The organism is Streptomyces sp. NPDC045470, from assembly GCF_040646595.1.
Taxonomy (GTDB): domain Bacteria; phylum Actinomycetota; class Actinomycetes; order Streptomycetales; family Streptomycetaceae; genus Streptomyces.
This window is the reverse complement of the sequence record NZ_JBEZAN010000004.1, coordinates 381407-407621: the sequence shown is the minus strand read 5'-3', so window position 1 is coordinate 407621 and position 26215 is coordinate 381407. Positions and strand designations below refer to the sequence as shown.

25 protein-coding genes and 2 pseudogenes are annotated in these 26215 nt (G+C 72.3%); 12 read left to right on the top strand and 15 right to left on the bottom strand.

What is annotated here, in order from left to right:
• The first annotated feature begins 98 nt into the window (after nucleotides 1–98).
• From AB0A97_RS16170 to AB0A97_RS16160, 3 genes are all read left to right on the top strand, one after another.
• Nucleotides 99–869, top strand: coding sequence for a L,D-transpeptidase family protein (locus tag AB0A97_RS16170; RefSeq protein WP_361149614.1), 771 nt, complete (start codon nucleotides 99–101; stop codon nucleotides 867–869).
• Nucleotides 870–1002: 133 nt separating this feature from the next.
• Nucleotides 1003–2244 (top strand): P1 family peptidase, encoded by a 1242-nt coding sequence (locus AB0A97_RS16165; protein WP_361149611.1) that lies wholly within the window; start codon nucleotides 1003–1005, stop codon nucleotides 2242–2244.
• A gap of 22 nt (nucleotides 2245–2266) precedes the next feature.
• Nucleotides 2267–2890: a YIP1 family protein gene (locus tag AB0A97_RS16160; protein WP_361149608.1), complete on the top strand. Its 624-nt coding sequence runs from the start codon at nucleotides 2267–2269 to the stop codon at nucleotides 2888–2890.
• A gap of 60 nt (nucleotides 2891–2950) precedes the next feature.
• On the opposite strand, the gene AB0A97_RS16155 is transcribed toward AB0A97_RS16160, so the two are convergent.
• Entirely contained in the window at nucleotides 2951–3217 is a 267-nt protein-coding gene (locus tag AB0A97_RS16155; RefSeq protein ID WP_361149606.1) for a hypothetical protein, read from the bottom strand.
• A 334-nt stretch (nucleotides 3218–3551) separates the two neighbouring features.
• Here AB0A97_RS16155 and AB0A97_RS16150 point away from each other — a divergent pair, with 334 nt between their 5' ends.
• Nucleotides 3552–4748 carry a CoA transferase gene (locus tag AB0A97_RS16150; RefSeq protein ID WP_361149604.1) on the top strand — a complete coding sequence of 399 codons (1197 nt, stop codon included), beginning with the start codon at nucleotides 3552–3554 and terminating at the stop codon, nucleotides 4746–4748.
• A gap of 99 nt (nucleotides 4749–4847) precedes the next feature.
• Nucleotides 4848–6104, top strand: coding sequence for an Ig-like domain-containing protein (locus tag AB0A97_RS16145; protein ID WP_361150179.1), 1257 nt, complete (start codon nucleotides 4848–4850; stop codon nucleotides 6102–6104).
• Nucleotides 6105–6233: 129 nt separating this feature from the next.
• Here the strand turns inward: AB0A97_RS16145 and AB0A97_RS16140 are convergent, their stop codons facing one another.
• From AB0A97_RS16140 to AB0A97_RS16125, 4 genes are all read right to left on the bottom strand, one after another.
• Complete coding sequence (locus AB0A97_RS16140; protein ID WP_361149602.1) at nucleotides 6234–8291, bottom strand: fructose-specific PTS transporter subunit EIIC; 2058 nt, start codon at nucleotides 8289–8291, stop codon at nucleotides 6234–6236.
• Between the two features lie 96 nt (nucleotides 8292–8387).
• The gene (pfkB, locus tag AB0A97_RS16135) at nucleotides 8388–9335 is read right to left on the bottom strand and encodes a 1-phosphofructokinase (protein ID WP_361149599.1); all 948 of its coding nucleotides are present in this window, start codon (nucleotides 9333–9335) and stop codon (nucleotides 8388–8390) included.
• The gene (locus tag AB0A97_RS16130; RefSeq protein WP_031008731.1) at nucleotides 9332–10102 is read right to left on the bottom strand and encodes a DeoR/GlpR family DNA-binding transcription regulator; all 771 of its coding nucleotides are present in this window, start codon (nucleotides 10100–10102) and stop codon (nucleotides 9332–9334) included. Before AB0A97_RS16130 ends, pfkB begins: the two co-directional genes overlap by 4 nt.
• Before the next feature lie 382 nt (nucleotides 10103–10484).
• On the bottom strand, nucleotides 10485–11486 hold the full coding sequence (locus AB0A97_RS16125; protein ID WP_361149597.1) for a sigma-70 family RNA polymerase sigma factor: 1002 nt from the start codon (nucleotides 11484–11486) through the stop codon (nucleotides 10485–10487).
• Nucleotides 11487–11660: 174 nt separating this feature from the next.
• On the opposite strand from AB0A97_RS16125, the pseudogene AB0A97_RS16120 reads away from it, so the two are divergent.
• Nucleotides 11661–11981: pseudogene (locus AB0A97_RS16120) on the top strand (GNAT family N-acetyltransferase); the annotation flags it as partial.
• Nucleotides 11982–12085: 104 nt separating this feature from the next.
• Entirely contained in the window at nucleotides 12086–12673 is a 588-nt protein-coding gene (locus AB0A97_RS16115) for a hypothetical protein (RefSeq protein ID WP_361149594.1), read from the top strand.
• Between the two features lie 73 nt (nucleotides 12674–12746).
• On the opposite strand, the pseudogene AB0A97_RS16110 reads toward AB0A97_RS16115, so the two are convergent.
• A pseudogene (locus tag AB0A97_RS16110) lies at nucleotides 12747–13237 on the bottom strand (pyridoxamine 5'-phosphate oxidase family protein); the annotation flags it as partial.
• Between the two features lie 194 nt (nucleotides 13238–13431).
• Here AB0A97_RS16110 and AB0A97_RS16105 point away from each other — a divergent pair.
• The gene (locus tag AB0A97_RS16105; protein WP_361149592.1) at nucleotides 13432–14487 is read left to right on the top strand and encodes a questin oxidase family protein; all 1056 of its coding nucleotides are present in this window, start codon (nucleotides 13432–13434) and stop codon (nucleotides 14485–14487) included.
• Between the two features lie 143 nt (nucleotides 14488–14630).
• The gene (locus tag AB0A97_RS16100; protein ID WP_030024258.1) at nucleotides 14631–15128 is read left to right on the top strand and encodes a MarR family transcriptional regulator; all 498 of its coding nucleotides are present in this window, start codon (nucleotides 14631–14633) and stop codon (nucleotides 15126–15128) included.
• A gap of 222 nt (nucleotides 15129–15350) precedes the next feature.
• Here AB0A97_RS16100 and AB0A97_RS16095 read toward each other — a convergent pair whose 3' ends face one another.
• Nucleotides 15351–16886, bottom strand: a complete 1536-nt coding sequence (locus AB0A97_RS16095; RefSeq protein WP_361149588.1) for an MFS transporter — start codon at nucleotides 16884–16886, stop codon at nucleotides 15351–15353.
• Nucleotides 16887–17213: 327 nt separating this feature from the next.
• Nucleotides 17214–17882, bottom strand: a complete 669-nt coding sequence (locus AB0A97_RS16090) for a TetR/AcrR family transcriptional regulator (protein WP_361149585.1) — start codon at nucleotides 17880–17882, stop codon at nucleotides 17214–17216.
• A gap of 373 nt (nucleotides 17883–18255) precedes the next feature.
• Between AB0A97_RS16090 and AB0A97_RS16085 the strand changes: the two genes are divergently transcribed.
• Nucleotides 18256–18912 (top strand): rhomboid-like protein, encoded by a 657-nt coding sequence (locus AB0A97_RS16085; RefSeq protein ID WP_361149582.1) that lies wholly within the window; start codon nucleotides 18256–18258, stop codon nucleotides 18910–18912.
• Here the strand turns inward: AB0A97_RS16085 and AB0A97_RS16080 are convergent.
• The 3 genes from AB0A97_RS16080 to AB0A97_RS16070 form a co-directional block, all read right to left on the bottom strand.
• Nucleotides 18855–19031, bottom strand: coding sequence for a DUF397 domain-containing protein (locus tag AB0A97_RS16080; RefSeq protein WP_361149579.1), 177 nt, complete (start codon nucleotides 19029–19031; stop codon nucleotides 18855–18857). The two genes, AB0A97_RS16085 and AB0A97_RS16080, sit on opposite strands and share 58 nt — an antisense overlap.
• Nucleotides 19028–19840: a helix-turn-helix transcriptional regulator gene (locus AB0A97_RS16075; protein WP_361149577.1), complete on the bottom strand. Its 813-nt coding sequence runs from the start codon at nucleotides 19838–19840 to the stop codon at nucleotides 19028–19030. The genes AB0A97_RS16080 and AB0A97_RS16075 overlap by 4 nt, the downstream gene beginning before the upstream one ends.
• 119 nt (nucleotides 19841–19959) lie before the next feature.
• Nucleotides 19960–20610: a TetR family transcriptional regulator gene (locus tag AB0A97_RS16070; protein ID WP_361149574.1), complete on the bottom strand. Its 651-nt coding sequence runs from the start codon at nucleotides 20608–20610 to the stop codon at nucleotides 19960–19962.
• Nucleotides 20611–20701: 91 nt separating this feature from the next.
• Here AB0A97_RS16070 and AB0A97_RS16065 point away from each other — a divergent pair, with 91 nt between their 5' ends.
• Complete coding sequence (locus AB0A97_RS16065) at nucleotides 20702–20875, top strand: hypothetical protein (RefSeq protein WP_361149571.1); 174 nt, start codon at nucleotides 20702–20704, stop codon at nucleotides 20873–20875.
• A complete protein-coding gene (locus AB0A97_RS16060) occupies nucleotides 20872–21213 on the top strand; it encodes a hypothetical protein (protein ID WP_361149569.1) in 342 nt (113 codons plus the stop codon). Before AB0A97_RS16065 ends, AB0A97_RS16060 begins: the two co-directional genes overlap by 4 nt.
• A gap of 9 nt (nucleotides 21214–21222) precedes the next feature.
• Here AB0A97_RS16060 and AB0A97_RS16055 read toward each other — a convergent pair whose 3' ends face one another.
• The 4 genes from AB0A97_RS16055 to AB0A97_RS16040 all read right to left on the bottom strand — a co-directional run bounded on the left by AB0A97_RS16055 (nucleotide 21223) and on the right by AB0A97_RS16040 (nucleotide 25444).
• Entirely contained in the window at nucleotides 21223–22542 is a 1320-nt protein-coding gene (locus AB0A97_RS16055; protein ID WP_361149566.1) for a transposase, read from the bottom strand.
• A 212-nt stretch (nucleotides 22543–22754) separates the two neighbouring features.
• Nucleotides 22755–23492 (bottom strand): hypothetical protein, encoded by a 738-nt coding sequence (locus AB0A97_RS16050; protein ID WP_361149563.1) that lies wholly within the window; start codon nucleotides 23490–23492, stop codon nucleotides 22755–22757.
• 38 nt (nucleotides 23493–23530) lie between these two features.
• A complete protein-coding gene (locus AB0A97_RS16045; protein WP_361149561.1) occupies nucleotides 23531–24496 on the bottom strand; it encodes an aminoglycoside phosphotransferase family protein in 966 nt (321 codons plus the stop codon).
• Nucleotides 24497–24601: 105 nt separating this feature from the next.
• Nucleotides 24602–25444, bottom strand: coding sequence for a helix-turn-helix domain-containing protein (locus AB0A97_RS16040; protein WP_361149558.1), 843 nt, complete (start codon nucleotides 25442–25444; stop codon nucleotides 24602–24604).
• Nucleotides 25445–26215: the final 771 nt, after the last annotated feature.

Sequence of the window (26215 nt, the reverse complement as noted above, 5' to 3'; positions counted from 1 at the left end):
ATTTATACCTGCGACAGCCCACCGGCCAGAGCCGACGGGCGAGGAGACGCCACGACATGGCTGCCCGCCACGCCCAGCCGGGCGGTACGCGAATAAGGATGACCCGTCGCGGCAAGGCCGTGAGCGGTCTCGCCCTGACCACCCTCGTGGGCACCGCACTGTGGGCCTGGCCCGCCTCCGGCGACGACCACGACGGCCACCGCGCCGACCAGGCCCGCCCGGCCCCCTCCGCGCCGGACACCCCCGCGCACCACGTCACCGGCGGCACCACCGCACCGGCCCCGCGCACGATCCCGGTCCTGAGCGACGCCACCCGCAAGCAGATCCCGGCCGAGTCCCGGCAGGTCCTGGTCGTCACGGGCCAGGGCCCGGACGCGCACGACTCCTCCGTCGTGCTCTACACCCGCGCCGAGCACTCGGACGACTGGCGGCCCGGCACCCGCTGGGTGGCGCACAACGCCTCCCGCGGCTGGACCGAGGACCACCACTACGGCGACCTGCGCTCGCCCGAGGGCGTGTTCACGCTCAGCGACGCGGGCGGCAAGCTGGCGCCGCCGGAGGGCACCAAGCTGCCGTACGACCACAACAGCAGCTTCGTCGCGCACGGCACCGGCGTCGAAGGGGAGCCGCTGGGCGGCGCCTTCGACTACGTCATCGCCATCGACTACAACCGGGTCAAGGGCTCCTCGCCCCTGGACCAGCGGCGCCCGCAGGGTGCCGCGAAGGGCGGCGGCGTCTGGCTGCACGTCGACCACAACGGGCCGACGCAGGGCTGCATCAGCCTCAAACCCGAGGTGATGCAGGAGTTGCTGCGCACGCTGGACCCGGCACAGCACCCGGTCGTCGTGATGGGCCCGGCGGGCCACTGATCTCCCCCTCGGCGGGCGGGCAGAGCCTCCGGCACGGCCCCGGTCCAGGTACCCGGCATCACCCGGCGGGGCCCCGACAAGAGCCCCGCCGCTCCCCGTATCGCCCCGCCTTCACTCGTGGTACGCATGTGCCATGGCCGACGACCCTCAGCAGTCGCACGACGAAGCCGCACCCCGCGCCTCCCTCTCCGCTCCTGAGGAGGCCCCGCAACGTCCCGGCCCCCGTGACGCGTTGACCGACGTCACCGGCCTGCGGGTCGGCCACGCGCAGCTCCTCGGCGACGGGCGCCTGACGGGCACCACCGTCGTCCTGGCGCCCGAAGGCGGCGTCATCGCCGCCGTGGACGTGCGCGGCGGCGGCCCCGGCACCCGCGAGACGGACGCCCTGGACCCGCGCAACCTCGTCCAGCGCATCGAGGCGGTCGTCCTGACCGGCGGCAGCGCCTTCGGCCTGGACTCCGCCTCCGGGGCGGTGGCCTGGCTGGCGGAGCAGGGCCGCGGCTACCGCGTCGGCCCGGACCCGGCGCAGGTCGTCCCCGTCGTACCGGCCGCGGCCCTGTTCGACCTGGGGCGCGGTGGCGACTGGTACGCCCGCCCGGACGCCGCGCTGGGCCGCGCCGCCATCGAGGACGCCGCCACCACGGCACTGAACGCGCCCGTCCGAGAGGGCAACACCGGTGCCGGTACGGGCGCGGTGACCGGCGGCGTCAAGGGCGGCATCGGCACCGCGAGCGTGGTCCTGCCGTCGGGCGTCACGGTCGCCGCGCTGGCGGCCGTCAACGCGGCGGGGTCGGTGGTCGACCCGCGTACCGGTGTGCTGTACGGGCAGTACGGGGACGTGTGCGAGGAGTTGGCGCGAGCGGTGCCCGACGAAGGCGCCGGCCGGACGGCTCCGGGCTCGCCCGCCCCCGGCCTGCCCTCCCCCGGCGCGCACGCCGGCGCGCGGCGCCGTCTCGCCGAGGCCCGTACCGCTTCCGAGCGACGTTCGGCCGTCTCCGCGCGCCCGCCCCTGAACACCACCCTCGCCGTCGTCGCGACCGACGCGGTCCTGACCCGCGCCCAGGCCCAGAAACTGGCGGGCACCGCACACGACGGGCTGGCCCGCGCCGTACGCCCGGCGCACCTGCTCACCGACGGCGACACGGTCTTCGCGCTCGCCACCGGTGACCGGCCGCCGATGTCGGAAGCGGCCGCCGCCGACCCGGTGTTCGCGGCGCACGCCGAGACCGCCGCCCTCAACGAGATCCTGGCCGCGGGGGCCGACGTGCTGGCCCGCGCCGTGGTCAAGGGCGTACTGGCGGCGGAGACGGTGGACACTCCGGGCGGCTGCTTCCCGTCGTACCGTGACCTCTACCCGTCGCAGTCGCCTTCCTGACACCGGTGGTAGAACGGGCCTTATGTCCGTGCCGCCGCCTCCCCCCACGCTCGTCCAGCCATCGCCCAAGAAGAAACCGGGCCCGCCGCAGCCGCCGAAGCGGCGCCGGCGGCTGTGGTGGCACCGCTTGTTCCTCGGGCTCTGGTACCGGCCCGTCGAGGTGATGGACGAGGCGCGCGACCGCAGCGCCTGGAGTGCGGCCGTCCTGCTGTGCCTGATCAGCGGCGCCCTCGGCATCGTGTCGGTGGACGCCTTCCGCAAGCAGTGGGCGATGGACCAGCGCCAGGCCCTGGAGCTGGCGGCCGTCGCGGAGGCGGGCGTCCTGCTCGCCAGTCTCGCGCTGGGCATGGTCACCCATGCCATAGCGCGCACGATCGGCGGGAACGGCAGGTTCGAGCCGACGGTCAGCCTGTTCGTCGTGCTGTTCTGGGTCACCGACCTGCCGCGGCTGGTGCTGGCCACCTGGCTGCCGCACGGCTCGACGCTCGTGCAGGCCGTGGCCTGGACGACCTGGGGCTTCGGCTATCTGCTGGCCATCCTGCTCATCCGGGGCCAGCACCATCTGTCCACCGTCAAGGCGGCGGTGGCGGTGGCGGTGCAGATGCTGACCTCGCTGGCGCTGCTGAAGCTGGGTCCGGTGCGCTGAAGCCGGGGCATCGCGGCGCCGAGGTCCGGTCCGGCCCGGTGCGGCGCGGCCCGGTGCCGCTCAGTGCCTCTCGTTCTCGTCCAGTTGCCGTACGAGTCCGGCGAACGCCTCGCGCTCGGCGGCGCTCAGCTCCACGCGCTCGGACGGCGGTCCGGCCGGGCCGGTCTGCCGCGGGACCGCGCGCAGCAGCGGTCTGGTGCCGTTCCCGGCCGGGGCCCCGTAACGGTGCCGGCGCACGAGCCGGGCCTGGCTCACGGCCCACCCCACGGTGACGGTGAGCAGAATGGCCAGGCCGATCTGCTGGAGGAGCGGTACGGAGGGGAGCATGCGGTCCTCCAGGTCGGATGCGCGACGGTGCGGTTCCGGGCCCGTGCTGGCCCCGGCGGGCGGACTTCAGTAGTAGACACCATGTCAGGTACTTCCGTCAGGGGATTCAACGGACTTACACCCCACACGTGACGTAACTCCCACACCGCTCGTACACCTCCGCGCCTCCCGCCCGGCCTCCCCACGTCTCCCCCACACCGCCGCTCACCGCCGACGCCCGCCCCCCGTACGCCCGCCCCGCACCCGCGCCGCACGCCCACGCCCCCTTCCCCTCACCCAAGATCGTCCACGAGCATGTGGCCTCCGCCGCCCTCCCGACGCGAGGAGTACGCACGTGCCGCAGCCGACCGCACCCCGCACCACCCCCAAGGCCCTGGAAGGCGTCCTCGTGGCCGACTTCAGCCGCGTCCTGGCCGGTCCGCTGGCCGCCGCCACCCTGGCCGATCTGGGAGCCGACGTGGTCAAGGTGGAGCGGCCCGGCTCCGGCGACGACACCCGCTCCTGGGGACCGCCCTTCTCCTCCGACGGCACGGCCGCGTACTTCGACGCCGCCAACCGCTCCAAACGCGGCCTCGCCCTGGACCTCGCCGACCCCGGCGACGCGGCGGCCGCCCGGGAACTGGCCCGCCGGGCCGACGTACTGATCGAGAACTTCCGGCCCGGCGCCCTCGCCCGCTACGGGCTGGACCCGTCGGCCACCCTCGCCGCCCATCCTGGCCTGGTGCACTGCTCGATCACCGGGTTCGGTTCCGGCGCGGGCGCCCGTCTGCCGGGCTACGACTTCGTCGTGCAGGCCGTCGGCGGCCTGATGAGCATCACCGGCGAACCGGGCGGCCCGCCCCTGAAGGCGGGCGTCGCGCTCGTCGACGTCCTGACCGCGAAGGACGCCGCCACCGCCGTCCTGGCCGCACTGCGCCACCGCGACCGTACGGGTCAGGGCCAGCACGTCGAGGTCAACCTGCTGTCGTCGCTGCTCGGTTCGCTGGTCAACCAGGCGTCCGGGCAGTTGGCCACCGGCCGGGACCCGGGCCCGATGGGCAACCGGCACCCGAGCATCGCCCCGTACGAGACGCTGGCCTGCCGGGACGGCGAGCCGCTGGCCGTCGCGGTCGGCAACGACCGGCAGTTCCGGGCGCTGGCGCAGGCGCTCGGCGCGCCCGGCCTCGCCGACGACGAGCGGTTCGCGCACAACCAGGACCGGGTGCGGCACCGCGCCGAACTGGTCGGGGAGCTGGAGAAGCGGCTGGCGGCGGAGACGCCCGCGGCCTGGACCGAGCGGCTGACCGCCGCGTCCGTGTCGTGCGGGCCGGTCAACTCCGTCGGCGCGGCACTGGCCCTGGCCGAACGGCTCGGCCTGGACCCGGTCGTGCCGGTCGGTGCCGGCCGGGCCCCGCAGGTGCGCAGTCCGCTGCGGCTGTCCGCCACGCCGGTCGTCGCCCCGCACGCCCCACCCGCCCTGGACGAGCACGGCGACCCCCTCCGCGCCTGGCTGTCCGGCCCGGACGACACGCCCCTGCCACCCCTCCTGTGACGTTCATCACAAGAGTTCGGGGAGTGCAACCAAACCCTCCCGTAGTTGCTGTTTACCAGCACTGACTGACAACACCCTTGCATGGAGCAGCCCGTGACAATGCCGGACAACACCGCGCCGCCCGCACCGTCCCGCACCAAGCGCCGGCTGCGTCGCGGTCTCGCGGCGGCCTCCCTCCTGACCGCAGGTGCCCTGGCCCTGTCCGCGTGCGGCGGTGACGCCTCGGCGGGCGGCAACGACGGCAAGGGGCAGGCGGGCGCGGACGCCGCGGCCGCCAAGGACGCCTCCGAGGCGAAGATCTCGGTCACCTCGAAGGACGGCGCCACCAACGCCAGCATCAACGACACCGGTGTGAAGGTCAGCGGCGGCAAGCTGACCGACGTGAAGCTGGTGCAGGCGGACAACGGCGCGGAGGTCAAGGGCGCGATATCCGCCGACGGTTCGTCCTGGAAGCCGTCGGCGCAGTTGGAGCGCGGGACGAAGTACAAGCTGGTGGCCAACGCCAAGGACGGCAAGGGCCGGGCGGCCACCGAGAACGCCACCTTCACCACCGTCTCGTCGAAGAACAGCTTCATCGGCTCCTACACGCCCGACGGCGGCAAGACCGTCGGCGTGGGCATGCCGGTGTCCTTCACCTTCGACAAGGCGATCAGCAACAAGAAGGACGTCCAGTCGCACATCACGGTGACCTCCAGCAGCGGCCAGAAGGTGGTCGGTCACTGGTTCGGCGCCCAGCGCCTGGACTTCCGCCCGGAGCAGTACTGGAAGGCCGGGTCCAAGGTCACGCTGAAGATCGAGCTGGACGGGGTCAAGGGCGGCCAGGGCATCACCGGGGTGCAGTCCAAGACGGTGTCCTTCACCATCGGCCGCTCCCAGGTCTCGACCGTCGACATGAACACCCAGACCATGACGGTGGTCCGGGACGGCAAGACCGTCAAGTCGATCCCGATCTCCGGCGGCAGCGCGAAGAACCCGACGTACAACGGCCAGATGGTCATCTCGGAGAAGTTCACGCAGACCCGCATGGACGGCTCGACGGTCGGCTTCGGCGGTGAGTACGACATCAAGGACGTCCCGCACGCGATGCGGCTGTCCAGCTCCGGCACGTTCATCCACGGCAACTACTGGGGCAGCCCGTCGATCTTCGGCAAGGCCGGCACCAGCCACGGCTGCGTCGGCCTCCAGGACAACCGGGGCGGCGGTGGTGACACCCCGGGCAAGTGGTTCTTCGAGAACTCGCTGATCGGTGACGTCGTGGTCGTCAAGAACTCCCCCGACAAGACCGTGAAGCCCGACAACGGCCTCAACGGCTGGAACATGGCGTGGAGCGAGTGGCAGGCGGGCAGCGCGGCCTGATGCCGCGGACGTACGGCACGGCCGACGCGGGCTGATTCCCGTACGTACGGCACGGCCTGCGCGGCCCTGACGACATGACGGTGGCCGGTCCCCCCGGGGACCGGCCACCGTCGTACCGCGATCGGTTCGTCAGGCCGCCACCGGTGTGCTTTCGGCCGGAGCCTGGGCCCGCTCCGTGGCGGCCTGCGGCGCGTCCGGCTTGCGCAGGCCCTTCAGGAGGACGACCAGGGCGGTGGTGACCGCCGTACCGGCCAGCACGGCCACCAGGTAGAGCAGCGGCTGCCCGATCAGCGGCACCACGAAGACACCGCCGTGCGGGGCCCGGAGCGTGCAGCCGAACGCCATCGACAGGGCACCGGTCACCGCGCCGCCCGCCATCGCGGACGGGATGACGCGCAGCGGGTCGGCCGCGGCGAACGGGATCGCGCCCTCGGTGATGAACGAAGCACCCAGCACCCACGCGGCCTTCCCGTTCTCCCGCTCGGCACGGGTGAACAGGCGGCCGCGTACGGTCGTGGCCAGCGCCATCGCCAGCGGCGGCACCATGCCGGCCGCCATCGCCGCGGCCATCACCTTCAGGCTGCCGTCGTTGGGATGGGCGAGGCCGCCCACGGCGAACGCGTACGCCACCTTGTTGAGCGGCCCGCCGAGGTCGAACGTCATCATCAGTCCGAGGATGACGCCCAGGATGACGGCGTTGGCACCGGACAGCCCGCTCAGCCAATCGGTCAGCGCCTTCTGGAGCGCGGCGACGGGCTTGCCGACCACCAGGAACATCAGGAATCCGACGACCGCCGACGAGATCAGCGGGATGACGACGACCGGCATGATCCCGCGCAGCGCGGGCGGCACCGCGACCCGCTGGACCGCCATCACCACCGCGCCCGCGATCAGACCGGCGATCAGACCGCCGAGGAACCCCGCGTCGACGGTCAGGGCGATCGCGCCGCCGACGAAGCCCGGCACCAGACCGGGCCGGTCGGCCATGCCGTACGCGATGAAGCCCGCCAGTACGGGGACGAGGAAGCCGAACGCGACGCCGCCGATCTGGAAGAGCAGCGCCGCCCAGCTCGCGGACTCGCTCCACACGAAGTGCTCGGCGACGGACGGCGCCTTGTCGATGCCGTACCCGCCGATCGCGAAGCCCAGGGCGATCAGCAGGCCGCCCGCGGCGACGAACGGGACCATGTAGCTGACGCCGGTCATCAGCCACTTGCGCAGCCGGGTGGCGAAGCCGTCGCCCGCCTCGCCGTCGCGGTCCATGGGCGCGGAACCGGGCGTCGCCGGTGTGGAGACGTCGCCGCGCGCGGCCTTCTCCCGTACCTCGGCGATCAGTTCGGCGGGCCGGTTGACGCCCGCCTTCACCCCGACGTCGACCGTCGGCTTCCCGGCGAACCGCGCCCGGTCCCGTACCTCGACGTCGTGCGCGAAGATCACACCGTCCGCCGCGGCGACGACCTCCGGGTCCAGCCGCTCGAAACCGGCCGACCCCTGCGTCTCCACGACCAGGTCGACCCCGGCCTCCTTGCCCGCCTTGGCCAGCGCTTCGGCGGCCATGTAGGTGTGGGCGATGCCGGTGGGGCAGGAGGTGACGGCGACGATCTTGAAGGAGGCGGCGGGAGCGGCCGTGTCCGCCGGCCCGGCGCCGGGTCCTGCGGTTGCCGCGGGTACGGCGTCCGGCTCGGGCTCCGCCTCGGGGGCGGCTTCGGGCACGGCTTCGGGCACGGCTTCGGGCACGGCCTCCGGCGCGTCCCCGCGGATGAGCGCCGCTGCCGCCGCCGGGTCGTCCGCCGCCCGCAGCGCCCCCGTGAACTCCTCGTCCATCAGGTGCCGGGCCAGCGTCGACAGGATCGACAGGTGGTCGGCGTCGCCGCCCGCCGGGGCCGCGATCAGGAAGACCAGGTCGGCAGGCCCGTCCGTCGCGCCGAAGTCGATTCCGGCGGCGCTGCGCCCGAAGGCGAGCGTCGGCTCGGTGACGTGCGCGCTGCGGCAGTGCGGTATGCCGATGCCGCCGTCCAGGCCGGTCGGCATCTGGGCCTCGCGCGCGGCCACGTCCGCGAGGAAGCCCTCCAGATCGGTGACCCGGCCCCGCCCGGCCATCCGCTCGGCCAGCGACCGCGCGGCCGCTTCCTTGCTCTCGGCGGACAGGTCGAGATCGACCAGTTCCGCGGTGATCAGCTCACTCATCGCGGGCTCCTTCGCTCGCATCAGGTCCCAGCAAACTCAGCCCGTCCGGCCCTTGAGGACGAGCGAAGCGACAACACGTGAGCCGGCCCGGGGCGCTCACCCCACCGGTTCCCGCAGCTCCAGCCCCACCGGCACGGTGTCGGCCACCAGAACCGCCGAAGGATCGAGGTCCGCCGGCGCCGGCATGGCGCTGCCCGGTAGCTGCACCGCCGCCGCCCCGTACGCCACCGCCGAGGCCAGAGCCGGTACGCCGACGCCGCCCGCCGCCAGGAACCCGGCCAGCGACGCGTCGCCCGCGCCGACGTTGCTGCGTACGGTCGCGACCGGCGCGGAGGCGAAGTGCTCCCCGTCCCCGTCGACGAGCAGTTGCCCGTCGGCGCCGAGGGAGGCGAGCACCGCGCCCGCGCCCAGGGCGCGCAGATCCCGCGCGGCCTCGACGGCGTCGCCGACGGTGCGCAGCGGCCGGCCCACCGCCCGGGCCAGTTCCTCGGCGTTCGGCTTGACCACGTCCGGCCGCGCGCTCAGCGCCGCGGTCAGCGACGGCCCCGAGGTGTCCAGGGCGATCCGGGCCCCGGCCCGGTGCACCTGGGCGACCAGTTCCGCGTACCAGGAGGGGGCCAGGCCGCGCGGCAGGCTGCCGCAGCAGGCGATCCAGTCCGCTCCGGCCGAGTGGGTCCGTACGGTGTCCAGCAACGCCCGCGACTCGTCCGCCGACAGCTCGGGGCCCGCCGCGTTGATCTTCGTCAGGGTGCCGTCCGGCTCCACGGCGGAGATGTTCGACCGGGTCTGCCCGGCCACCGGTACGCCCGCGACCTCGATGCCCTCCGCCGCCAGCAGGCCGCCCAGCGCCGCGCCCGCCGGGCCGCCGAGCGGCAGTACGGCCAGCGTGCGGTGCCCGGCCGCCGCGACGGCCCGGGAGACGTTGACGCCCTTGCCGCCCGGGTCGATCCGGTCCGCGGTGGCGCGCAGCACGGCGCCGCGCTCCAGCGCCGGGATCTCGTACGTCCGGTCCAGGCTGGGGTTGGGAGTGACGGTGAGGATCATGCGCGCACCACTTCCGTGCCCGCGCGCTCGATGGCGAGGGCGTCGTCGGGGCTGAGCCCGGTGTCGGTGACGAGCAGGTCCACGTCGTCGAGGCCGCCGAAGCGGGCGAAGTGCACCTGCCCGAACTTGCTGCTGTCCGCGACGAGCACGACCCGCCGCGCGGCGGCGACCGCCGCCCGCTTCACGGCCGCCTCGGCGAGGTCGGGGGTGGTCAGGCCGCCCTCCAGGGAGAAGCCGTTGGTCGCCAGGAAGACCACGTCCGCGTTGATCTCGCGGTAGGCGCGCAGGGCCCAGTCGTCGACCGCGGCCCGCGTACGGTGCCGGATGCGGCCGCCGACGAGGTGGAGGGTCAGGCCGGGGTGGTCGGCCAGCCGCGCGGCGACCGGGAGCGCGTGCGTGACGACGGTCAGCTCGGCCTCCAGCGGCAGCTCGGCGGCGATCCGGGCGGCGGTCGTGCCCGCGTCGAGGATCACGCTGCCGGGCGCGGACCCGCCGGGCAGCTCCGCGAGGGCCGCCCGCGCGATGCGCTGCTTCTCGTCGGCGGCGACGGTGTCCCGTTCGGCGAGGTCGGGCTCGAAGTCCAGGCGCCCGGCGGGGATGGCGCCGCCGTGCACCCGGCGGACCAGGCCGGCCCGGTCCAGGGCCTTCAGATCCCGGCGTACGGTCTCGGCGGTGACCTGGAACTCCTCTGCGAGCGAGAGGACGTCGACCCGTCCGCTCTCCCGCGCCAGTCGCAGGATCTCCTGCTGCCGCTCCGCTGCGTACATGTGACTTCGTGCCTGCCTCGTGCCCGACCGTGTGGTTTCAGGCCAAAGGTACGACCGAAAGAGCGAGAAGTAAACACATACGGGCACGCGACAGACCCAAACGGACATGAATGGGCGGCGGCAGCAGCCGGTCACGAACGCGCAGCGTCGTGCGGGGACGTGCAGGGACGCGCACGCAGAGCACTCGGCGCGCAGCGAAGCGCGCGTCAAGCAGCAAAGAGCCCCGGCGCCGAGGGGGGGTTCGGCACCGGGGCTCGTCCATGGGGAAGGGGTCGGGTCGGAGGCAGGCTGCCGCCTCTCGCCGGGTCAGGCCACCACTGACCAGGGAGGGAACGCGGCCACCACGTCCGCCACCGGGCCGCGGGCAGCGGCCCCGCAGCCGCTACGCCGCCGCGTCGAACCCCGTGTCGCGCGCCATCCGCTTCAGCTCCAGCAGCGCGTGCTTCTCTATCTGCCGGATGCGCTCACGCGTCAGGCCGTGCTGCTTGCCGACCTCGGTGAGGGTCCGCTCGCGGCCGTCCTCGATGCCGTACCGCGCCTTGATGATCGAGGCCGTACGGTGGTCGAGCCGGTCGATCAGGTCCTCCAGCTCCTCGCTGCGCAGCAGCGTCAGGACGGACTGCTCGGGCGAGGCCGCGGAGGTGTCCTCCAGCAGGTCACCGAACTGGGTGTCGCCCTCGTCGTCGACGGACATGTTCAGGCTGACCGGGTCGCGGGCCCAGTCCAGGACGTCGGTGACGCGCTCGGGCGTGGAGCCCAGCTCCTGGGCGACCTCGGCGGGCTCCGGGTCGCGGCCGTTCTCACGGTTGAACTCGCGCTGCACGCGGCGGATGCGGCCCAGCTCCTCCACGAGGTGGACGGGGAGCCGGATGGTGCGCGACTGGTCCGCGATGGAGCGGGTGATGGCCTGGCGGATCCACCACGTCGCGTACGTGGAGAACTTGAAGCCCTTCGCGTAGTCGAACTTCTCGACCGCGCGGACCAGGCCCGCGTTGCCCTCCTGGATCAGGTCGAGCAGGGGCAGACCGGCGCGCGGGTAGCGGCGGGCGACCGCTACGACCAGGCGCAGGTTGGAGCGGATGAAGACGTCCTTGGCCTTCTCCGCCTCCTCGGCCAGCGCTTCGAGCTCCTCGCGGGTGCCGCCGGCGGCGTTGCCGTCATCGACGATCCCGTCGAGGATCTGCCGGGCGTAGACGCCCGCCTCGATGGTCTGGGACAGCTCGACCTCCCTGGCGGCGTCGAGCAGGGGCGTTCGCGCGATCTCGTCGAGGTACATGCCGACCAGGTCGCGGTCGGCGATCTCCCCGCCTACGGCGCGAACACTGTTGGCCCCGTCAGCACCGCTGCTGGTGGCCTGACGTCGGGCGACGGCACGGGTTGCCATGCGTGTGCTCCCTTTGCGATGAGTCGGTCGCGGGATGGTGGCGGTGGGACACCGGGTGCGTGACCCGAGTACCCCTTCCGAAGGAAACAACGGCTGGAATCCGGACAGAATTCCCCTGCCGAGCACCTATTTTCGTGATCATGCAGTACCCTGCATCCCCACCGAGGAGGTCGGATGTCTCCGGAGTACCGGGAAGCGCAGGTCAGGGCGGCAACCGAGGCCGACCTCGGCAGCCTCACGGACCTCTACGACCACTATGTCCGTGAGACGCCCATCACCTTCGACACGGAGCCCCGCACCCCCGAGCGGCGCCGCTCGTGGTTGCTCTCCCACCCTGAAGACGGCCCGCACCGTCTTCTGGTTGCCCGGGGCCGGACAAACCGGAGTCTCTTGGGTCATGTGACCAGTACGCCTTTCCGGATCAAGCCGGCCTATGCCACCTCGGTGGAAGTCGGCGTCCACTGCGCCCGCGAGGCCGTCGGCCGGGGCGTCGGCCGGCCGGGACGGCCCTGCCGACGGGCCGGAACCAGCCCCTCCAGTTGACGGTGGCGAGGCCCGGGTGTGGCCTGGAAGACGGGGGCGAGTGAGAGGAGCCCGTCATGGAGACACCCGTCCACCGGCACGGCGCCACCGCGGACCCGCGGTCCGGGCCCACGTCCCGGTCACAGTCACAGCCCCAGTCCCAGGTCCAGGCCCAGTCCCGTCCGGCACCGCACGGGAACGCGCCCGGCTCGAAGCGGCGCGGCATGTCCACCACCGCCCTGGCCCTGCCCGTCGCCGCCGCGGCCCTCTACGGCCTGTGGACCGCCTTCGTCGACCGCACCAGCGGCTCCTCGCTGGGCCACGCCTGGCTGCTGGGCCTGATCGCGGCCGCCGTCAGCGGAGCGCTCGGGCTGGCGCTGGTACGCGTCCAGGCGACGCTGATCACCGAGGTGCGGGCACTGTCGTACGGAGCGCTCTTCGGCACCGCGATGGGCTACCTGTACAGCATCTCCCACTCGACCGGGCCGTCCATCCTGGAGTCGGTGCGGATGGGGCTGATCATGGGCGCGGTGATGTTCGTCGTCTCCCTGTACATCTTCCGCACCCACCGCACCCGTGAGCCCCACGGCGAACACCGCCCCCGCGGCTCACAGCGGACGCACCGGTCCCAGGGAGCGCACCGGACACACCACACGGCGGCCTGACCTCCCTCGGACACGCCGGCACCGCGCCGATGCCCTGCTCGGGCACGACGGTCACCTCGGGCGGCTCGGCGCCGTTCCCCCGCCGGATGACGCGCAGGGGGCCGCCGGGCCGCCAGGCCTCCAGCACGATGTGCGGGTCCTCGACGTACGTACGGACCACCTCGGTCAGCTCCGACCGGAACAGGTGGAACGGCTCCGGCGGTTCCGTCGCGTCCGTGTAGCGCGCGAGCACCGCCGGGTCGGTCACCTCCACGGCCCGGCCGGCGACCCGTACGTCGCCGCCCGCCAGGTCTGTCTCCGGCCCCGGGTTGGCGTGCAGCGCGAACCGGGGGTCGCGCCGCAGGTCCAGCGCCTTGCGGGAGTCGGCCATCATGCCCAGCCACAGTTCACCGAACCGGAAGTCCGCCTCGATGCCGCTGAGACGCGGTGCGCCGTCGGCGCGCAGCGTCCCGAGGACGTGATGCCGGTACGCCGCGAAGCGCGCTACCACCTGCACGCCAACTCCGGTTGCGCGGCCAGGAATCCCGCCCAGCCCGTACCTCGGATGCGGCCGCCGCTGCCCATACCTGCCGTGTCGCTCGTCATGCGCCCACCTTCCCTTCCCTGTCCGACACCTTCTGTCGGACAGGGAAGGGAAGGTGGGCGCGGCCAGGCCCGACTGCGGGCGCGGGCACGCCCGGCCTTACGACCATCGCCGTACAGGGGCGTAGGACCGGCGTCCGTTACGGAGGCCCGGCGCCCGGCCTAGCCTCGGCGGCATGGACTTGAGCAGCGGCATTCTCGACGAGGCCCTGGAGCGTCTGCACACCTCGGGCCCCGAGTTCCAGGGGTTTCTGGCCAATCACGGGCCGATGGCGGTGGAGGCTCTGGTCCGGCACGGGCAGGCGGGTTCCGTCCACCGCTGGCTCGATCATTACGCGACGAAGCTGGAGGAGGTGCCGAGTCCCCGGGAGGCGATCCCGGACGCCGACTGGCGGGCGGCGCTGGGCGATCCGCGCCGGGTCACCGACTGGACCGCGTACTTCACCCGGCTGGTCGCCGAGCGCCCGTGGCGGGACGTGCTCGCCGAGTGGTGGCCGCGGCTGCTGCCCGGCATCGCCGGTGCCGCGACGCATCCCGTCATCCGGGTGGGCCATGTCGTACGGACGCTCCTTGAGGACGGCGAGGAGGCGCCGCGGATCGCGGAGCTGGCGCACGCGCTCGGTTACTGGGCGGCGCGCCACACCACGCTGCCCGTCGCGGTGCACCCGGCCGGCACCGCCTCCCCCGACGAGGCGCTGGCCGCCCTCCCGCGCATCGCCGACCAGCAGGTTCTGCCGCTCGACGGCCTGGCGCAGCTCCCCGGTACGCCGGGCTGGACGGCCGCGGCGGACGCGCTGCGGGTGCCGTACGAGGACCCGGACGCCGCCCGCGAGCAGTTGGCCGCGCTCGTCCGGGCCACCGTGCACCGCTATCTCGGCCACGGGCACGGGCACGGTGTCCTGATGGTGCACACCGCCACGGCCCCGAACGCCGTGCTGCGCACCCTGCCCGCGCTCCCCCGTGAGCTGTGGGCGGTGTCGCTCGGCGCGGTCTGGGCGGCGAGTGCCGCGATCACTTCGGTGTACGGGGCCGGCGAGGCGCTGCCGCCGCTGGAAGGTGCCGGGCCGCTCGTACCGGAGGAAGTGTTCGAGCGTTCCGCCCGGCACGGCGACGAGCACGTCATCAAGATGACCGACACGGCATTGGACGTGGCGGCCTCGGCCGCGGACGGTGACGACCGGGCACTGGCCGCTGCCGTGCGCGCCCAGCGGTTGATTTCCGCCGTTTCCTGAACGGATTGTCTCGGGTTGCGGCCGTTCCGGAGCGTTCCTGAAGAAACCGGCGCCCCGTGCACAACGGCTCACCTGCGCATTTCTCGCCCGTCACCCTTAGTTAAAACTTCAAGAAATGGCGGAGCGGTGAGACAGTGGATGGTATGAGCACCGAACCCGCAGGTGAGCCCCGCTGGCTCAGCGACGAAGAGCAGTACGCCTGGCAGTCGTACCTGCACGCCACCACGCTCCTGGAGGACCACCTCGACCGCCAGCTCCAGCGTGACGCAGGCATGCCGCACGTCTATTACGGGCTGCTCGTCCAGCTCTCCCAGGCCCCCCGGCGCCGGTTGCGGATGACCGAACTGGCCCAGAACGCCAAGATCACCCGTTCCCGGCTCTCGCACGCCGTGGCCCGCCTGGAGAAGAGCGGCTGGGTCCGGCGCGAGGACTGCCCCTCCGACAAGCGCGGCCAGAACGCCGTCCTCACCGATGAGGGCCTGCGCGTCCTGGAGAAGGCCGCCCCCGGCCATGTCGCCGCCGTGCGGGCGGCGATATTCGACCGGCTCAGCCCCGAGCAGGTCGGCCAGTTGGCCGCCATCTGCCGCACGGTGGCGGACGGCCTGCAACCGCAAGGCGCCGACCTGCCCTGGCTCCGCTGAGAAAGCGGGGAGCCGAGGGGCAGGCCGGCGCCGGAGGGTTCGGGCCGCTCCGGGGGTCCGGAACCGCCCTGGGGATTCGGGACCACTCTGAGGGTTCGGAACCACCCGTACGAGCCTGTGGCCGGTGACCTGTGCCGGTGGCCGGTGACGGGTTACCGGCCACCGGCTACCGGTCACCGGCCGTTGCCCCGTGGCCGGACACCGGCCCGCGCAGACGTACGCTCAGTGCGCCATGACCGGAATCGGCACGTCCGCCTCAGCGTCGGCGCCCTCGGCCGTGTCCGCGCCGTCACCGGAGCGGGCGACCGGTCCGCTGCCGCCCTGGTGGCCGGTGGTGACCATGGTGAAGGCGATGACCGCCGCGACGGCCAGGATGCCGACCGCCCACCAGATGGCGGCGGTGTAGCCGTGCACCATCGACTCCAGCTTGAGCAGGTCCACCGAGGGCGCGCTCTTCGCGTGGGAGGTGGCGTACGCGGTGGTGGCGCTGGCCGCGATGGTGTTCAGCAGGGCCGTGCCGATCGCGCCGCCCACCTGCTGCGAGGTGTTGACCATCGCCGAGGCGACACCCGCGTCGCGCGGCTGGACGCCGTGCGTGGCCAGTGACATGGCGGGCATGAAGGCCGTACCCATGCCCAGGCCGAGCAGCAGGAAGGCGGGCAGGATCAGCGCCGGGTAGGACGTGTCCAGGTCGATCCCGGTCAGCAGGAACATGCCGACGGCGGCGAGCAGGAAGCCCGGGGCCATCAGCAGCCGCGGCGGGACGCGGGTCATCAGCCGGGCGCCGATCTGCGTCGAACCGGTGATCATGCCGACGATCATCGGCAGGAAGGCCAGACCGGTCGTGACCGGCGTGAATCCCTTCACGATCTGCATGTAGTACGTCAGGAACAGGAACAGACCGAACATGCCGATGACGGCCAGACCCAGCGACGCGTAGACGCCGGCCCGGTTGCGGTCGGTGAGCACGCGCAGCGGCAGCAGCGGGGACTTGACCTTCGACTCGACGAGCACGAACGCGCCGAGCAGTACGGCGGCGGCCACGAACAGGCCGACGGTCATTCCGGCGCCCCACCCGTCGGACTCGGCGCGCGTGAAGCCGTACACCAGGGAGACCAGGCCGAGCGTGGCCAGGATGACGCCGGGCACATCCAGCTTGGACGGGTTGCGGCTGCCCGCGGGCTCGCGGATCACCAGCAGTGCGCCGACGGCCGCGATCACGGCGAACGGGATGTTGACGAAGAAGGTCCAGCGCCAGTTCATGTACTCGGTGAGCACACCGCCGAGGATCAGACCCACGGCACCGCCACCACCGGCGATGGCGCCGAAGATGCCGAACGCCTTGGCCCGCTCCCGCGCCTCGGTGAACGTCACCGCGAGCAGCGACAGCGCCGACGGCGCCAGCAGCGCGCCGAAGACACCCTGGAGGGCGCGCGCGCCGAGCAGGACGCCCTCGTTGGAGGCGGCGCCGCCGAGGGCCGAGGCCAGCGCGAAGCCGACCAGGCCGATGATGAAGGTCCGCTTGCGGCCCCACAGGTCGGCGACCCGCCCGCCGAACAGCAGCAGACCGCCGAACGCGAGCGCGTACGCCGTGATGACCCACTGCCGGTTCGCGTCGGAGATGCCGAGGTCGGCCTGCGCGGAGGGCAGTGCGATGTTCACGATCGTCGCGTCGAGCACGACCATGAGCTGCGCCAGGGCGATGAATATGAGCGCTTTCCAGCGCCGGGGATCGACGTGGGTGGTCGTATCAGACATGGGTGGGTCCGCCTAGTGGTGCGTGGTGCGTGAGCGAAGACATAGGGACGTGGGCAGGGCGTGGAAGCCCGTGACCGCGGTGCCGTTCCGTGGACGAACGGTGTCGGTGTGGTGTTGATCGGGTGTTCAGTACGTGTTGATCACATGTTGATCGCTTGGGTGTACGGCGACGGGTGCGCCGGCGGCGCGACTACGGTCGCGACGCGGCGCTCCTGCGTTCCGTACGGTGGGTCGGCAGGGACGACGAACCCACCGGCCTGTAGGTCGGTCGTGGGTCGCCGGAAGTTCCCCTGCCGGGGAGGGTGCCGCGTTTTGAGCCGTCGGCCGTCAGCCGTGCCGGAGGTCCTCCAGCGTGGCCGCCGCACCGGGCAGTTCCGAACGCGCGGGCGCCCGCAGACCGTCCAGGAACAGCACCAGGTGCCGGTACACGAACCGATCGAACTCCGTACAGCCGCTTCCGGGCAGCGGCCGAGTCAGTTGGGTGAGCGCGACCATCAGGTCGCCGACGGCGATGTCGGTACGCAGTTGGCCGCTGTCGCGTGCGGCGCCCATCAGGGCCTCGACGGCCCCCTCCAGGCGCTCACGCGCTGCGAGCAGGTCGGGGTGGTCCTTGTCGACGCCGTCCGAGAGCAGCGGGCACAGGGCACCGATCCGCTCCTCGACCGCGGCGAAGACGAAGCGCCTCAGCGCTTGGAAAGCATCGGGCTCCTCGGCGAGCGCGCACTCCGCCTTGTCCGCGGTGCGGTCCATGACGGAGAGCGTGACGTGGTGGATCAGCTCCAGCCGATCCGGGAAGTGACGGTAGAGCGTCGCATTGCCGACACCGGCCCGTCGAGCGATTTCGTCGAGCGGGATCTCCGCCCCGAACTCGACCATCGCCTCACGGGCCGCGCCGATGATCCGCTCCCTGTTGCGCACGGCGTCCGCGCGCAGCCGGTGCGGCGGGGTCACCGCGCAGGCGCCGGTGGCGCGGGTGCGGGACCGGGTGGCGGTCATGTCGGCACGTTCCTCTCTGGGCTGTACGAAGTGAGCGGCTGTACGAAGCGGGGAGTGGATCCCCGCTTCAGTCGGACACCGGGTTAAACGGGGATGCGCTCCCCGGTTATTTCGGCCAAGGCTGTGACCTGCGCCACGCCAGTCGTACGGGCTCCGCGCGGCGCCGCGCGGCGAAGCTGACCCGGCGCGGCGCGGCGGAGCTGACCCGGCCCGGCAGATCTGCCCCGGCGCGGCGGATCCAGCGCGGGGCGGAGCTGACCCGGCGCGGTGGATCCGGCGCGGGACGGCGGAGCTCGCGCGGCACGGGCGGATCCAGCGCGGCACGGCGGGCCGCGTACCGAGCGCGGCAGACCGCGTGCCGTATACATGCGCCATGACCGTTTCGCTCCGCCCGGCCGCTCTACCCCGCGCGATCCGGTCGTACGTGTGCCGCGCCCCCGGCACGTTCATCTGGCTCGGCATCCTCTTCGGGACGTCGGTGATCATGCACGAGCTGACCCCCGACATCCTGGAGCGGGTCCTGCAACGCCGCTCCACCAACATCCACAACCTGCTGCTCTCACCCGGCCGGGTCCTGCTCACCAGCGCACTGTGGCTCGACGGCGGCGGCTGGCCCCTCTACGTCCTCGTCTTCAACATCTTCCACGTCCCCGCCGAACGCTGGCTCGGCACCAGCCGCTGGCTCGCGGTCATGGGCGTCGCCCACATCGGCGCCACGTATCTGAGCGAGGGAGTCCTCGCCCTCGCCATCCACACGGACGCGGCACCGCGCTCCGCCGTGAACACCCTGGACGTCGGCGTCAGCTACGCGCTGGCCGGCGTCGCGGCCGTCCTCACGTACCGCATCCCCTGGCGCCCCCTGCGCTACGTGTACGCGGCCGGCGTCCTCCTCTTCTACACCGCCCCCCTCTTCGACCACCTCACCTTCACCGACATCGGTCACTTCACCGCTGCGCTACTGGGGCTGGCGTGTTACCCCCTCACGCCGAGGAGGAAGTCCGCCCAGGCGGCCACGGTGAAGGCGAGCTGAGGACCCTGCGGGTCCTTGGAATCCCGGACGTGGACCCTGTCCAGGGTGGTGGATATTTCAACGCATTCACCGCCCTCGTTGCTGCTGTAGCTGGATCTGGGCCACGCGGCGTGACTCACAAATTTCCCACCACCTTCTCGATGAATTTGGACGATTCCACCGGGCTGAGCGCTTGTTGCAGGAGCTTGTCGTACCGCTGGCGCATGACGCGAACCTTCTCCGGCTCCGCGTAGATCAAGCCGCTCAAGGGCACCTCCACATAAACAAGGTGCTCGTGCTGTTCCGTGTCCAGCAAGATGAACGGACCGTTCAACCCAGCGTTGACCATGTCGCGGTCGAGCAAGATCTGAATGGCCACGTTGCGCTGCTCGCCAACCTCCACCATGCGGACCAACTGCGCCTTGTGCACCTCGTCCCCGCCATAGGCAAGATGCAGCACTCGCTCACTGATGACGAAGGTGAAAGACCTGATGACCTCGCCAAGCAGGGCTTGACGCCTCAAGCGGGACGTGAGCCGCCGCTCGATTGTCTCCTCGCTCACGGGCGGCCAGGACTCCTTGAGCAAGTGCTGCGCGTACGCCTCGGTCTGGAGCAGGCCCGGCACCAGGGAAGCCTGGTAAAAGTGGAGGGCGACCGAATCGAGCTCGTACAGCATGTAATCCGCCGCGTACGACGCAGGCTTCTCGGGAGCCAGGTAGTCCTCAGCCGCCGTCAGCAGTCCGCGGGACCCGCACAACTGATCAGCTACGCGGAGCAGATGAACCGTCGGCTTCCGCCGCCCCTGCTCCATCGACTTCACGTACTCGACCGAGTAACCGACCTCGCTTGCCAACTCCTCCCGACTCAACTCCGCCTGTCCGCGCCACAGCCTGATCTGATTCCCGCAGTACCGCCACGCCATCGGTGGCTTGTCATTCTCACCCGACATCGCGTCCGCCTCCCGCTACTCGCGTAGTTGACCCACGGCAAACGCTAGACCCACCCACTGACAATCACGCCAAATGACTTAACTGCGCCATCAATTGGTCACCGACGAACAAACAGCGATCAGGAACCGGCATCGCGCCAATACTGACGCCCGACATCGATGAGACGCAGCTGCCTCCGCGCAGTACGCGCCACCACCCGCCACCGCTCCGTGTCCTGGTCACCCCCGTCCCGTACGTCCAGGAACGCGGAGGCCGTCATCACCAGCCGGTCGACGTACAGCTCCGCCAGCATCCGTACGTCCTCGTCGCTCCAGCCGTCCGACACCGGCTGCGACTTGAGTGCCGCCGCGACCTCCGTCGCGAACCGGTCCAGTTCACCGGCTATGGCCTGCCGTACGGCCCGTACACCGCCGTGCCGTTCGCGGGCGATGAAGCGGACGTGCGCGGGCTGTTCGCGTACGTACCGTTCGACGACCGCCACCGTGTGGTCGATCCGCTCCTCCGCGCCCGCCTGTTCGGCGAGGACCGCGCGGACGGTCGCGTGCAGGCTGCTCAACGACTCCTGAACCAGGGCGACTCCCAGTTCGCCCAGGTCACGGAAGTGCCGGTAGAAGGCGGTGGGAGCGACGCCGACCACCCGCGTCACCTCGCGCAACCCCAGGCTGCTCAGGCTCTGTTCCGCCAGCAGCCCGAGCGCCGCGTCGAGCAGGGCTTGCCGCGTGCGCTGCTTCTGGGCCTGCCGGACACCGCCGGTCTCACTGTGACTCATGCCATCCAGTAAACAACTGTGCTCCGAGTTTCTCCATCCCTACAGTGGGAACCTGAGTGAACAACTGTCCTCCAGAATGGAAAGGCAGATCATGCTCTTCCTTGTCGCAGCCCTCCTCCTGCTGGGAGTTCTGGTGGGTACCGCGGCACACCTCCCGGTCCCCGTCACGATCATCGCGGCAGTGGCCATCAGTTGCTGGCTGCTCGTCTTCTTCATCCGCGAGCGCCGCCACCGCACCGACAAGAGCGAGGGAGTGTCCCGATGACCACCCTCATCACCGACCACGACAGCGACACCCGGCGCGCAGGTGCCGCCACCGAGCCGGACACCAAGTCCCCGGCCGGGCCGGAGAAGCGCCGTTCGCCGCGCGGGCAGGCCGACGGCATGGCCGTGGCCGCGTTCGTCCTCGGCCTCGTCGGCACGCTGGTCGCCAACGTCGTCCTCGGCCCCTGCGCCCTCGTACTCGGAGCGCTGGCCCTGGCCCGCAACACCACGCGGCGCTTCCGCGCCGTACTGGGCATGACCCTCGGCGCCGTCGACCTGATCATCCTGGCGACGCTGGCCACCGCCGACGGCACCCTGAGCTGGACGATCGGCGGCTGACCCCGCCCTTCACCCCGCGAGGGAGAGGGGCGATCCGGCCGCGCGCTCCCGGGAGGCGGAGTACCGCTGCCCGGGAGCGTAGGCGTACGGGCGTGCGAGCGCGTGCAGCCGCTGGTGCGGGCCGCGTTCCGCCCGTACGGCGTCGAGCGCGGTGAGTGACTGGACGGCGTACGCGACCGAGGCCAGCGTCATGTGCCGGTGCCAGCCGTCGTACGACCGGCCCTCGAAGTCCCGCAGCCCTGTACGGCCGCCGATGCGGACGCTGTCCCGCGCCACGTACGCGGCGGTTCTCGTGAACTGGTGCAGATCGACCGGTGACCTGCGGGTCGGCGTCGTCAGCCAGAAGTCGGCGCGGGCGCCCGCCCCGTGCCGGCTTTCGCGTCCCTCGCGGCTGTCGCGGCCTTCGGGGTCCTCGTACCGCTGCGCGTAGAGCATCAGCTCACCCGCCTCACCGCTCCCTGCGCTCCCGCCGTTCTCGCCGCCCGTGCCCGGCCGCACCGGTACGACCCGGGCCAGTACGGCCCGCACCCCGGGGGCCACGTCGTGGACCTGGAGGCCCAGGCGTTCCGGCGCGGCCAGGACGCGCTGCGCCGGAAGGGCGCCGCGGCGCGCCGGCCGCCCGCAGCGGTCCAGCAGTTGGAGCGGGAGGGAGCCGGGCGTGCGGGCCATGACAGGCAGGCCGAGCGGGGCCAGGGCGCTCATCACCTCACCCGCGTGGCGCATCTGGCTGTCCCAGACGACCGGGGCGGCGGCTCCGGGCGCCGTCTTCGCGGCCCGCCGCACCAGTTCGAGGATCTGGGTCACGCCGTCGTCGTCGGGGACGGGGAGGCCGGTGGCCGGTGGCGGGAGGTGCAGGCTCCAGTCGACGGGGACATTGAGGGCCTGGCCCGCGTACCAGAGCCCGTACGCGAGCTGGCCGTTGACGAGCTGGCCGGTGGCGGGGACGAAGCGCCGGTGGACGCCGACCGAGTTCGTGCCGGACTTGGGGATCAGCATCGGGCGGACGACCCACGAGCGCGGGCGGGTGAGGGCGAGGAGGTAGTCGGCGAGGGCTTCGCGGACGGTGCGCCAGTTCCACGGGGCGTTGCAGATGAAGTGGTGCAGGCGCTGGGCCGCGCCGGTGTCGTCCAGCGTCCGGGCGATGTTGCGGATGGACTTGCGGCCGGGGGCGGTGAGCAGCCCGCGCAGGTACTGCTCGCCCTTGAGGTGGTGATCCGCCCTGGTGAAGGAGGTGAAGAGGTGTCGGCACAGGTCCTCGACCCACGCCTCCTGGGTGCTGGTCGGCCGCCCGGGGAGGAGCGGCGGAACGGCGGTGGGGGATGCGGGCACGGACAAGGTACTGGCCCCCGGGGAGACGGGACGGGCGTGCGGGTGACAGCAGGACAATAAAGAATGTTCGCTATGTTTCTCGCCCCGCTGGGCGGATCGCGAACGACTTCACGAAGTCGCGCAGGGGGGTCGAGGCGGTGCGGCGGAGCAAGTTCGGCGTGGGCTCGGAGCGGCCGTTGGCGGGCGTGACGGGGCTACGGGCGGCCTGCGGGTCAGGGCGGGGGCGGGTCCGTACGCCCCATGTCGTGCGGGGGTCCGTACGAGGTCCCGTGCGCAGGCCCGTACGAGGTCCCGTGTGAGGGTCCGCATGAGGTCCCGTGCGGGGATCCGCATGAGGTCCCGTGCTGGGCCCCGTCCGGGTGCCCGTACGGAATTTCCGGTACCGCGTGGGCGAGGACGAGCTTGAGCAGCAGGACGGCCGGGAGCCAGCCGAAGCCGGCCGGGGCGGGCAGCGCCGGCGCCACCATGACACCGGCCAGCACGGCGAACAGCGCGACCGGCCGGGCGAGGTGCCGCCGCGCCCGGTTGACCAGCACCACACCGGCCAGCGCCCAGGCGTACCAGAGCGGCCCCCACCACCACGGCCCGCCGAACAGCAGGCCGATGACGACGGGCTGGAGGTGGGCCGCCGCGAAGCCGACCTCGTGGTGCAGGAAGCGGTTGAGGCGGGTGGGCGGGAGCGGCAGCGGGCCGTGATGGAAGCGCTTGGCCGCGTCGAGGCCGTTGGCCACCACTCCGCCCGCGAGGTCGAAGACCAGCGCCACGGCGACCGCGTACTTCCACCATGGCCAGCCCAGGTCCCCCGCGTCCCAGACCAGGAAGCAGACGCCGAACGCGCCCGCCATACAGGCCAGCACCCGTTCTCCCCCGGTGGCGCCGCTCCCGAAGAACCAGCTCGGCCGCGCAGCCGAGGGCGCGGCGCCGTCCCGTGCTGTCACCTGGTCCCCCATCGGCCGCCCTCCCGTGCCCCGGGCCTGGCTCTCGGTGTTCAGCCCCGCAGACCACCGGCGAACGGCATCGTCCGCCAGTGCTCGATGGCGGGCTTCAGCGCCTCCGCGAGCGTGGGCAACTGCGGTACGAGCACGAGGCACGCCACCACCCGGACCATGCCCACCGCGTTGACGAAGCGCAGGACGCGTTCGTCGAGTTGCCGCAGGCCGTGGCGGCGCGCGGCCTCGTCGTAGGCGGCCTCGCACTCGGGGCCGAGCGCCGCCATGTCCCATTCGGCCGGCCCGAGCGTGGTCAGCTCGAAATCGGCGTACAGCGCACCGGCCTCGGCGGCGACGATGTTGACGGCGGGCGCGTCCCCGTGGATCGGCTGGACGCCGACGCCGGGAAACTCCGCCTCGAATGCCGCGCGCGAAGCGGCCAGCGGCTCCAGGATCGCCCACTCCCGCCGCGCACGGTCGAGATCGGCCGGATCGATGAGGTCGGTGTGCCCTTCGAGGGCGGCCAGCGCCTCCGTGGCGAACCTCGGCTCGGCGGCCGACAGGAACGGCAGCTCGCCCGGGTACGCGCGCAGTGCGGCGTGCAGGTCGGCCGTCAGGCCGGAGTTGCGTACGTAGTCGGGCTCCCGGCCCTCGCCCTGCTCATGCTCGACGAACTGCCAGAACGTCATCGAGAAGCCGTCGTGCCGCACGGGCTCCCGCGGCACGAGCGGGCTCGGCGGAATCACCGGGACGCCCCGCATCGCCAGCCAGGCCACCACGTCCAGCTCCAGCCGCTGACGCGCCGCCTGGACGCCGGTGTCGGCGTACGGCGGCAGGACGGTCGGCACCCGGACCACCACGGGTGAGGGGGCGAGGTGCACGACGACCGAGAACATGTCGTGCAGCACCGTCGGGTCGGTCACCGTCAGGCCCAGTTCACGCCCGGCGGTGACGGCCGCGTCCAGCGCGCGTGACGTGCGGGCGGCGAGCTGGTCGGGCGTCATGAACTCCGGAAGTCCTGGCATGGCAGCGATGGTGCCACGGCCCGTGGTGGGGCGCGACGGAATTGCCGATCACTTGGCGGGGCCCCGCGGGCGGGTGCCGTACGGCGTCGGGCGAAGGTGCCGGTGTCACCGGGACGCGGCGCGCATCCGGCCTTCACCGGTCCGGCGCTCCCCCACCCGGCGTTCCCCCACCCGGTGCTCGGACACCCGGTGTTCCGGCCCCCGATGCTCCGGCATCCGGTGATCCGACACCCGGAGGTCGCCCGCCCGGATGTCGCCCGCCCGGTGGTCGCCGCCGCGGTCCCCGCCCGTCGTGTCCTCACCGCTCAGGCGGTTCTCCGGGTACTCGTCGCCGCCCACCAGGAGCGGCGGCCGCGCACCGAGCACCAGACCCCAGACGCGGTCCACCTGCTCCGTCGGGGGCAGCCCGGCCGCGGCGCCGCGCGGTACGCCGGTGCGGGCCGCGAACTCCGCGCCGGTCACCACGGAGACCGCCGTGGCGGTGACCGCCTCCGCGGTCGTCCAGCCGGTGAAGTCCGGGCGGGCCCGTTCGACCAGTTCGCCGAGCGAGGGCAGCCACATCGCGTACCAGGTGTCGCCGTCCTCCGGGAAGTCCCAGGCCAGGCGGGCGGCGGCCCGTACGGTCGGTTCCTCTTCGAGCAGCCGCGCGAGGGTACGGGTGAAGGTGACGACCCGGCGTAATTCGCCGCGCGCGGCGGCCTTGGGGCTCCTGCTCGCCGTCATGAGGGAGGACAGCGCGCCGCGGGTCAACGCGCAGCCGGCCTCCCTGACCGCCTCGGCGAGCGCCGCCTTCGACGGGAAGTGGAACGTCAGGCCGCCGATCGTGACGTCCGCCGCGGTACTGATGCGGGCCATCGAGGCACCCGCGTACCCCTTCTCGGCCATCTCGTCGGCGGCGGCCCGCAGCAGGGTCCGGCGCGTCCGCTCAGCTCGGTCCTGTCGCGCCATTGTCCCGCCTCGGTGATCGCCCTCGGTTGCCAGCGCCGTACCGGTGACACCCAACCACCCATGGTAGGCGCGGGTTTGACGGGCCGCACGGTCGCGGCCGCAGCCGGCCAAGACTTGATCAGTATGGGAACCGGGGGCCGACGCGGGCACTCGTTCACTGCTCTGGGGCGGTGCCGGGCGGGCCGGGCCGATTCCGGGCGGTGCCGGGTCGGGGCCGGGGTTGCTGGGCGGTGGCGGGCCGTTCCCGAAGGGGCTTCGGGTGCCGTGGAAGCGGAACCCGGAGCCTGGGCCGGGCCGGGGTCTCGCGGTCGGCCGGGGACACGTCCGCACCGGCCCGGGAGGGGGTACGGAACCACTGCGGACCGGTCTCCGCACCCTCTTCCGGGGCCCGCCCGCACTGATCGTTTCCCGGTCGCGCGCCCGCAGTTCGGCTTCCGTCCGGCCCCGCCCGGAGGGCTCCCGGCACGACGAAAAAAGCCCGGGACCTCGTGGGCTCGCAAAAAAAACGATCGTTCTTTATTCTTTGCTGGTCGGCGCCCGATTCACGGGATGACCACGGGAGGGAACGAACACCATGACGACAGAAACTGCGCATCCGGCGACCCGCACCCCCGCACACACCCTGGCCGCTTCCCTCTCTTCCAGTCGCCCTGTCGCAGTACGTAGTCTGTCCGACAAATCGGGTGTGCGCGAGGTCTCGTCCGTCACCACCGACCCGCTCCCCGCCGCTACCGGAAGGACCGCCCGCAACGGCCGCTCCACCGCCCGCAA

Bases quoted from the DNA above. Each gene is read 5' to 3' on its own strand.
- AB0A97_RS16040 (WP_361149558.1), bottom strand. From the start codon at position 25,444: ATGGCGCGACAGGACCGAGCTGAGCGGACGCGCCGGACCCTGCTGCGG.
- AB0A97_RS16050 (WP_361149563.1), bottom strand. From the start codon at position 23,492: ATGGGGGACCAGGTGACAGCACGGGACGGCGCCGCGCCCTCGGCTGCG.
- AB0A97_RS16070 (WP_361149574.1), bottom strand. From the start codon at position 20,610: ATGAGTCACAGTGAGACCGGCGGTGTCCGGCAGGCCCAGAAGCAGCGC.
- AB0A97_RS16140 (WP_361149602.1), bottom strand. From the start codon at position 8,291: ATGAGTGAGCTGATCACCGCGGAACTGGTCGATCTCGACCTGTCCGCC.
- AB0A97_RS16045 (WP_361149561.1), bottom strand. From the start codon at position 24,496: ATGCCAGGACTTCCGGAGTTCATGACGCCCGACCAGCTCGCCGCCCGC.
- AB0A97_RS16160 (WP_361149608.1), top strand. From the start codon at position 2,267: ATGTCCGTGCCGCCGCCTCCCCCCACGCTCGTCCAGCCATCGCCCAAG.
- AB0A97_RS16100 (WP_030024258.1), top strand. From the start codon at position 14,631: ATGAGCACCGAACCCGCAGGTGAGCCCCGCTGGCTCAGCGACGAAGAG.
- AB0A97_RS16170 (WP_361149614.1), top strand. From the start codon at position 99: ATGACCCGTCGCGGCAAGGCCGTGAGCGGTCTCGCCCTGACCACCCTC.
- AB0A97_RS16095 (WP_361149588.1), bottom strand. From the start codon at position 16,886: ATGTCTGATACGACCACCCACGTCGATCCCCGGCGCTGGAAAGCGCTC.
- pfkB (WP_361149599.1), bottom strand. From the start codon at position 9,335: ATGATCCTCACCGTCACTCCCAACCCCAGCCTGGACCGGACGTACGAG.
- AB0A97_RS16155 (WP_361149606.1), bottom strand. From the start codon at position 3,217: ATGCTCCCCTCCGTACCGCTCCTCCAGCAGATCGGCCTGGCCATTCTG.
- AB0A97_RS16105 (WP_361149592.1), top strand. From the start codon at position 13,432: ATGGACTTGAGCAGCGGCATTCTCGACGAGGCCCTGGAGCGTCTGCAC.
- AB0A97_RS16060 (WP_361149569.1), top strand. From the start codon at position 20,872: ATGACCACCCTCATCACCGACCACGACAGCGACACCCGGCGCGCAGGT.
- AB0A97_RS16090 (WP_361149585.1), bottom strand. From the start codon at position 17,882: ATGACCGCCACCCGGTCCCGCACCCGCGCCACCGGCGCCTGCGCGGTG.
- AB0A97_RS16065 (WP_361149571.1), top strand. From the start codon at position 20,702: ATGCTCTTCCTTGTCGCAGCCCTCCTCCTGCTGGGAGTTCTGGTGGGT.
- AB0A97_RS16115 (WP_361149594.1), top strand. From the start codon at position 12,086: ATGGAGACACCCGTCCACCGGCACGGCGCCACCGCGGACCCGCGGTCC.
- AB0A97_RS16145 (WP_361150179.1), top strand. From the start codon at position 4,848: ATGCCGGACAACACCGCGCCGCCCGCACCGTCCCGCACCAAGCGCCGG.
- AB0A97_RS16130 (WP_031008731.1), bottom strand. From the start codon at position 10,102: ATGTACGCAGCGGAGCGGCAGCAGGAGATCCTGCGACTGGCGCGGGAG.
- AB0A97_RS16165 (WP_361149611.1), top strand. From the start codon at position 1,003: ATGGCCGACGACCCTCAGCAGTCGCACGACGAAGCCGCACCCCGCGCC.
- AB0A97_RS16075 (WP_361149577.1), bottom strand. From the start codon at position 19,840: ATGTCGGGTGAGAATGACAAGCCACCGATGGCGTGGCGGTACTGCGGG.
- AB0A97_RS16085 (WP_361149582.1), top strand. From the start codon at position 18,256: ATGACCGTTTCGCTCCGCCCGGCCGCTCTACCCCGCGCGATCCGGTCG.
- AB0A97_RS16125 (WP_361149597.1), bottom strand. From the start codon at position 11,486: ATGGCAACCCGTGCCGTCGCCCGACGTCAGGCCACCAGCAGCGGTGCT.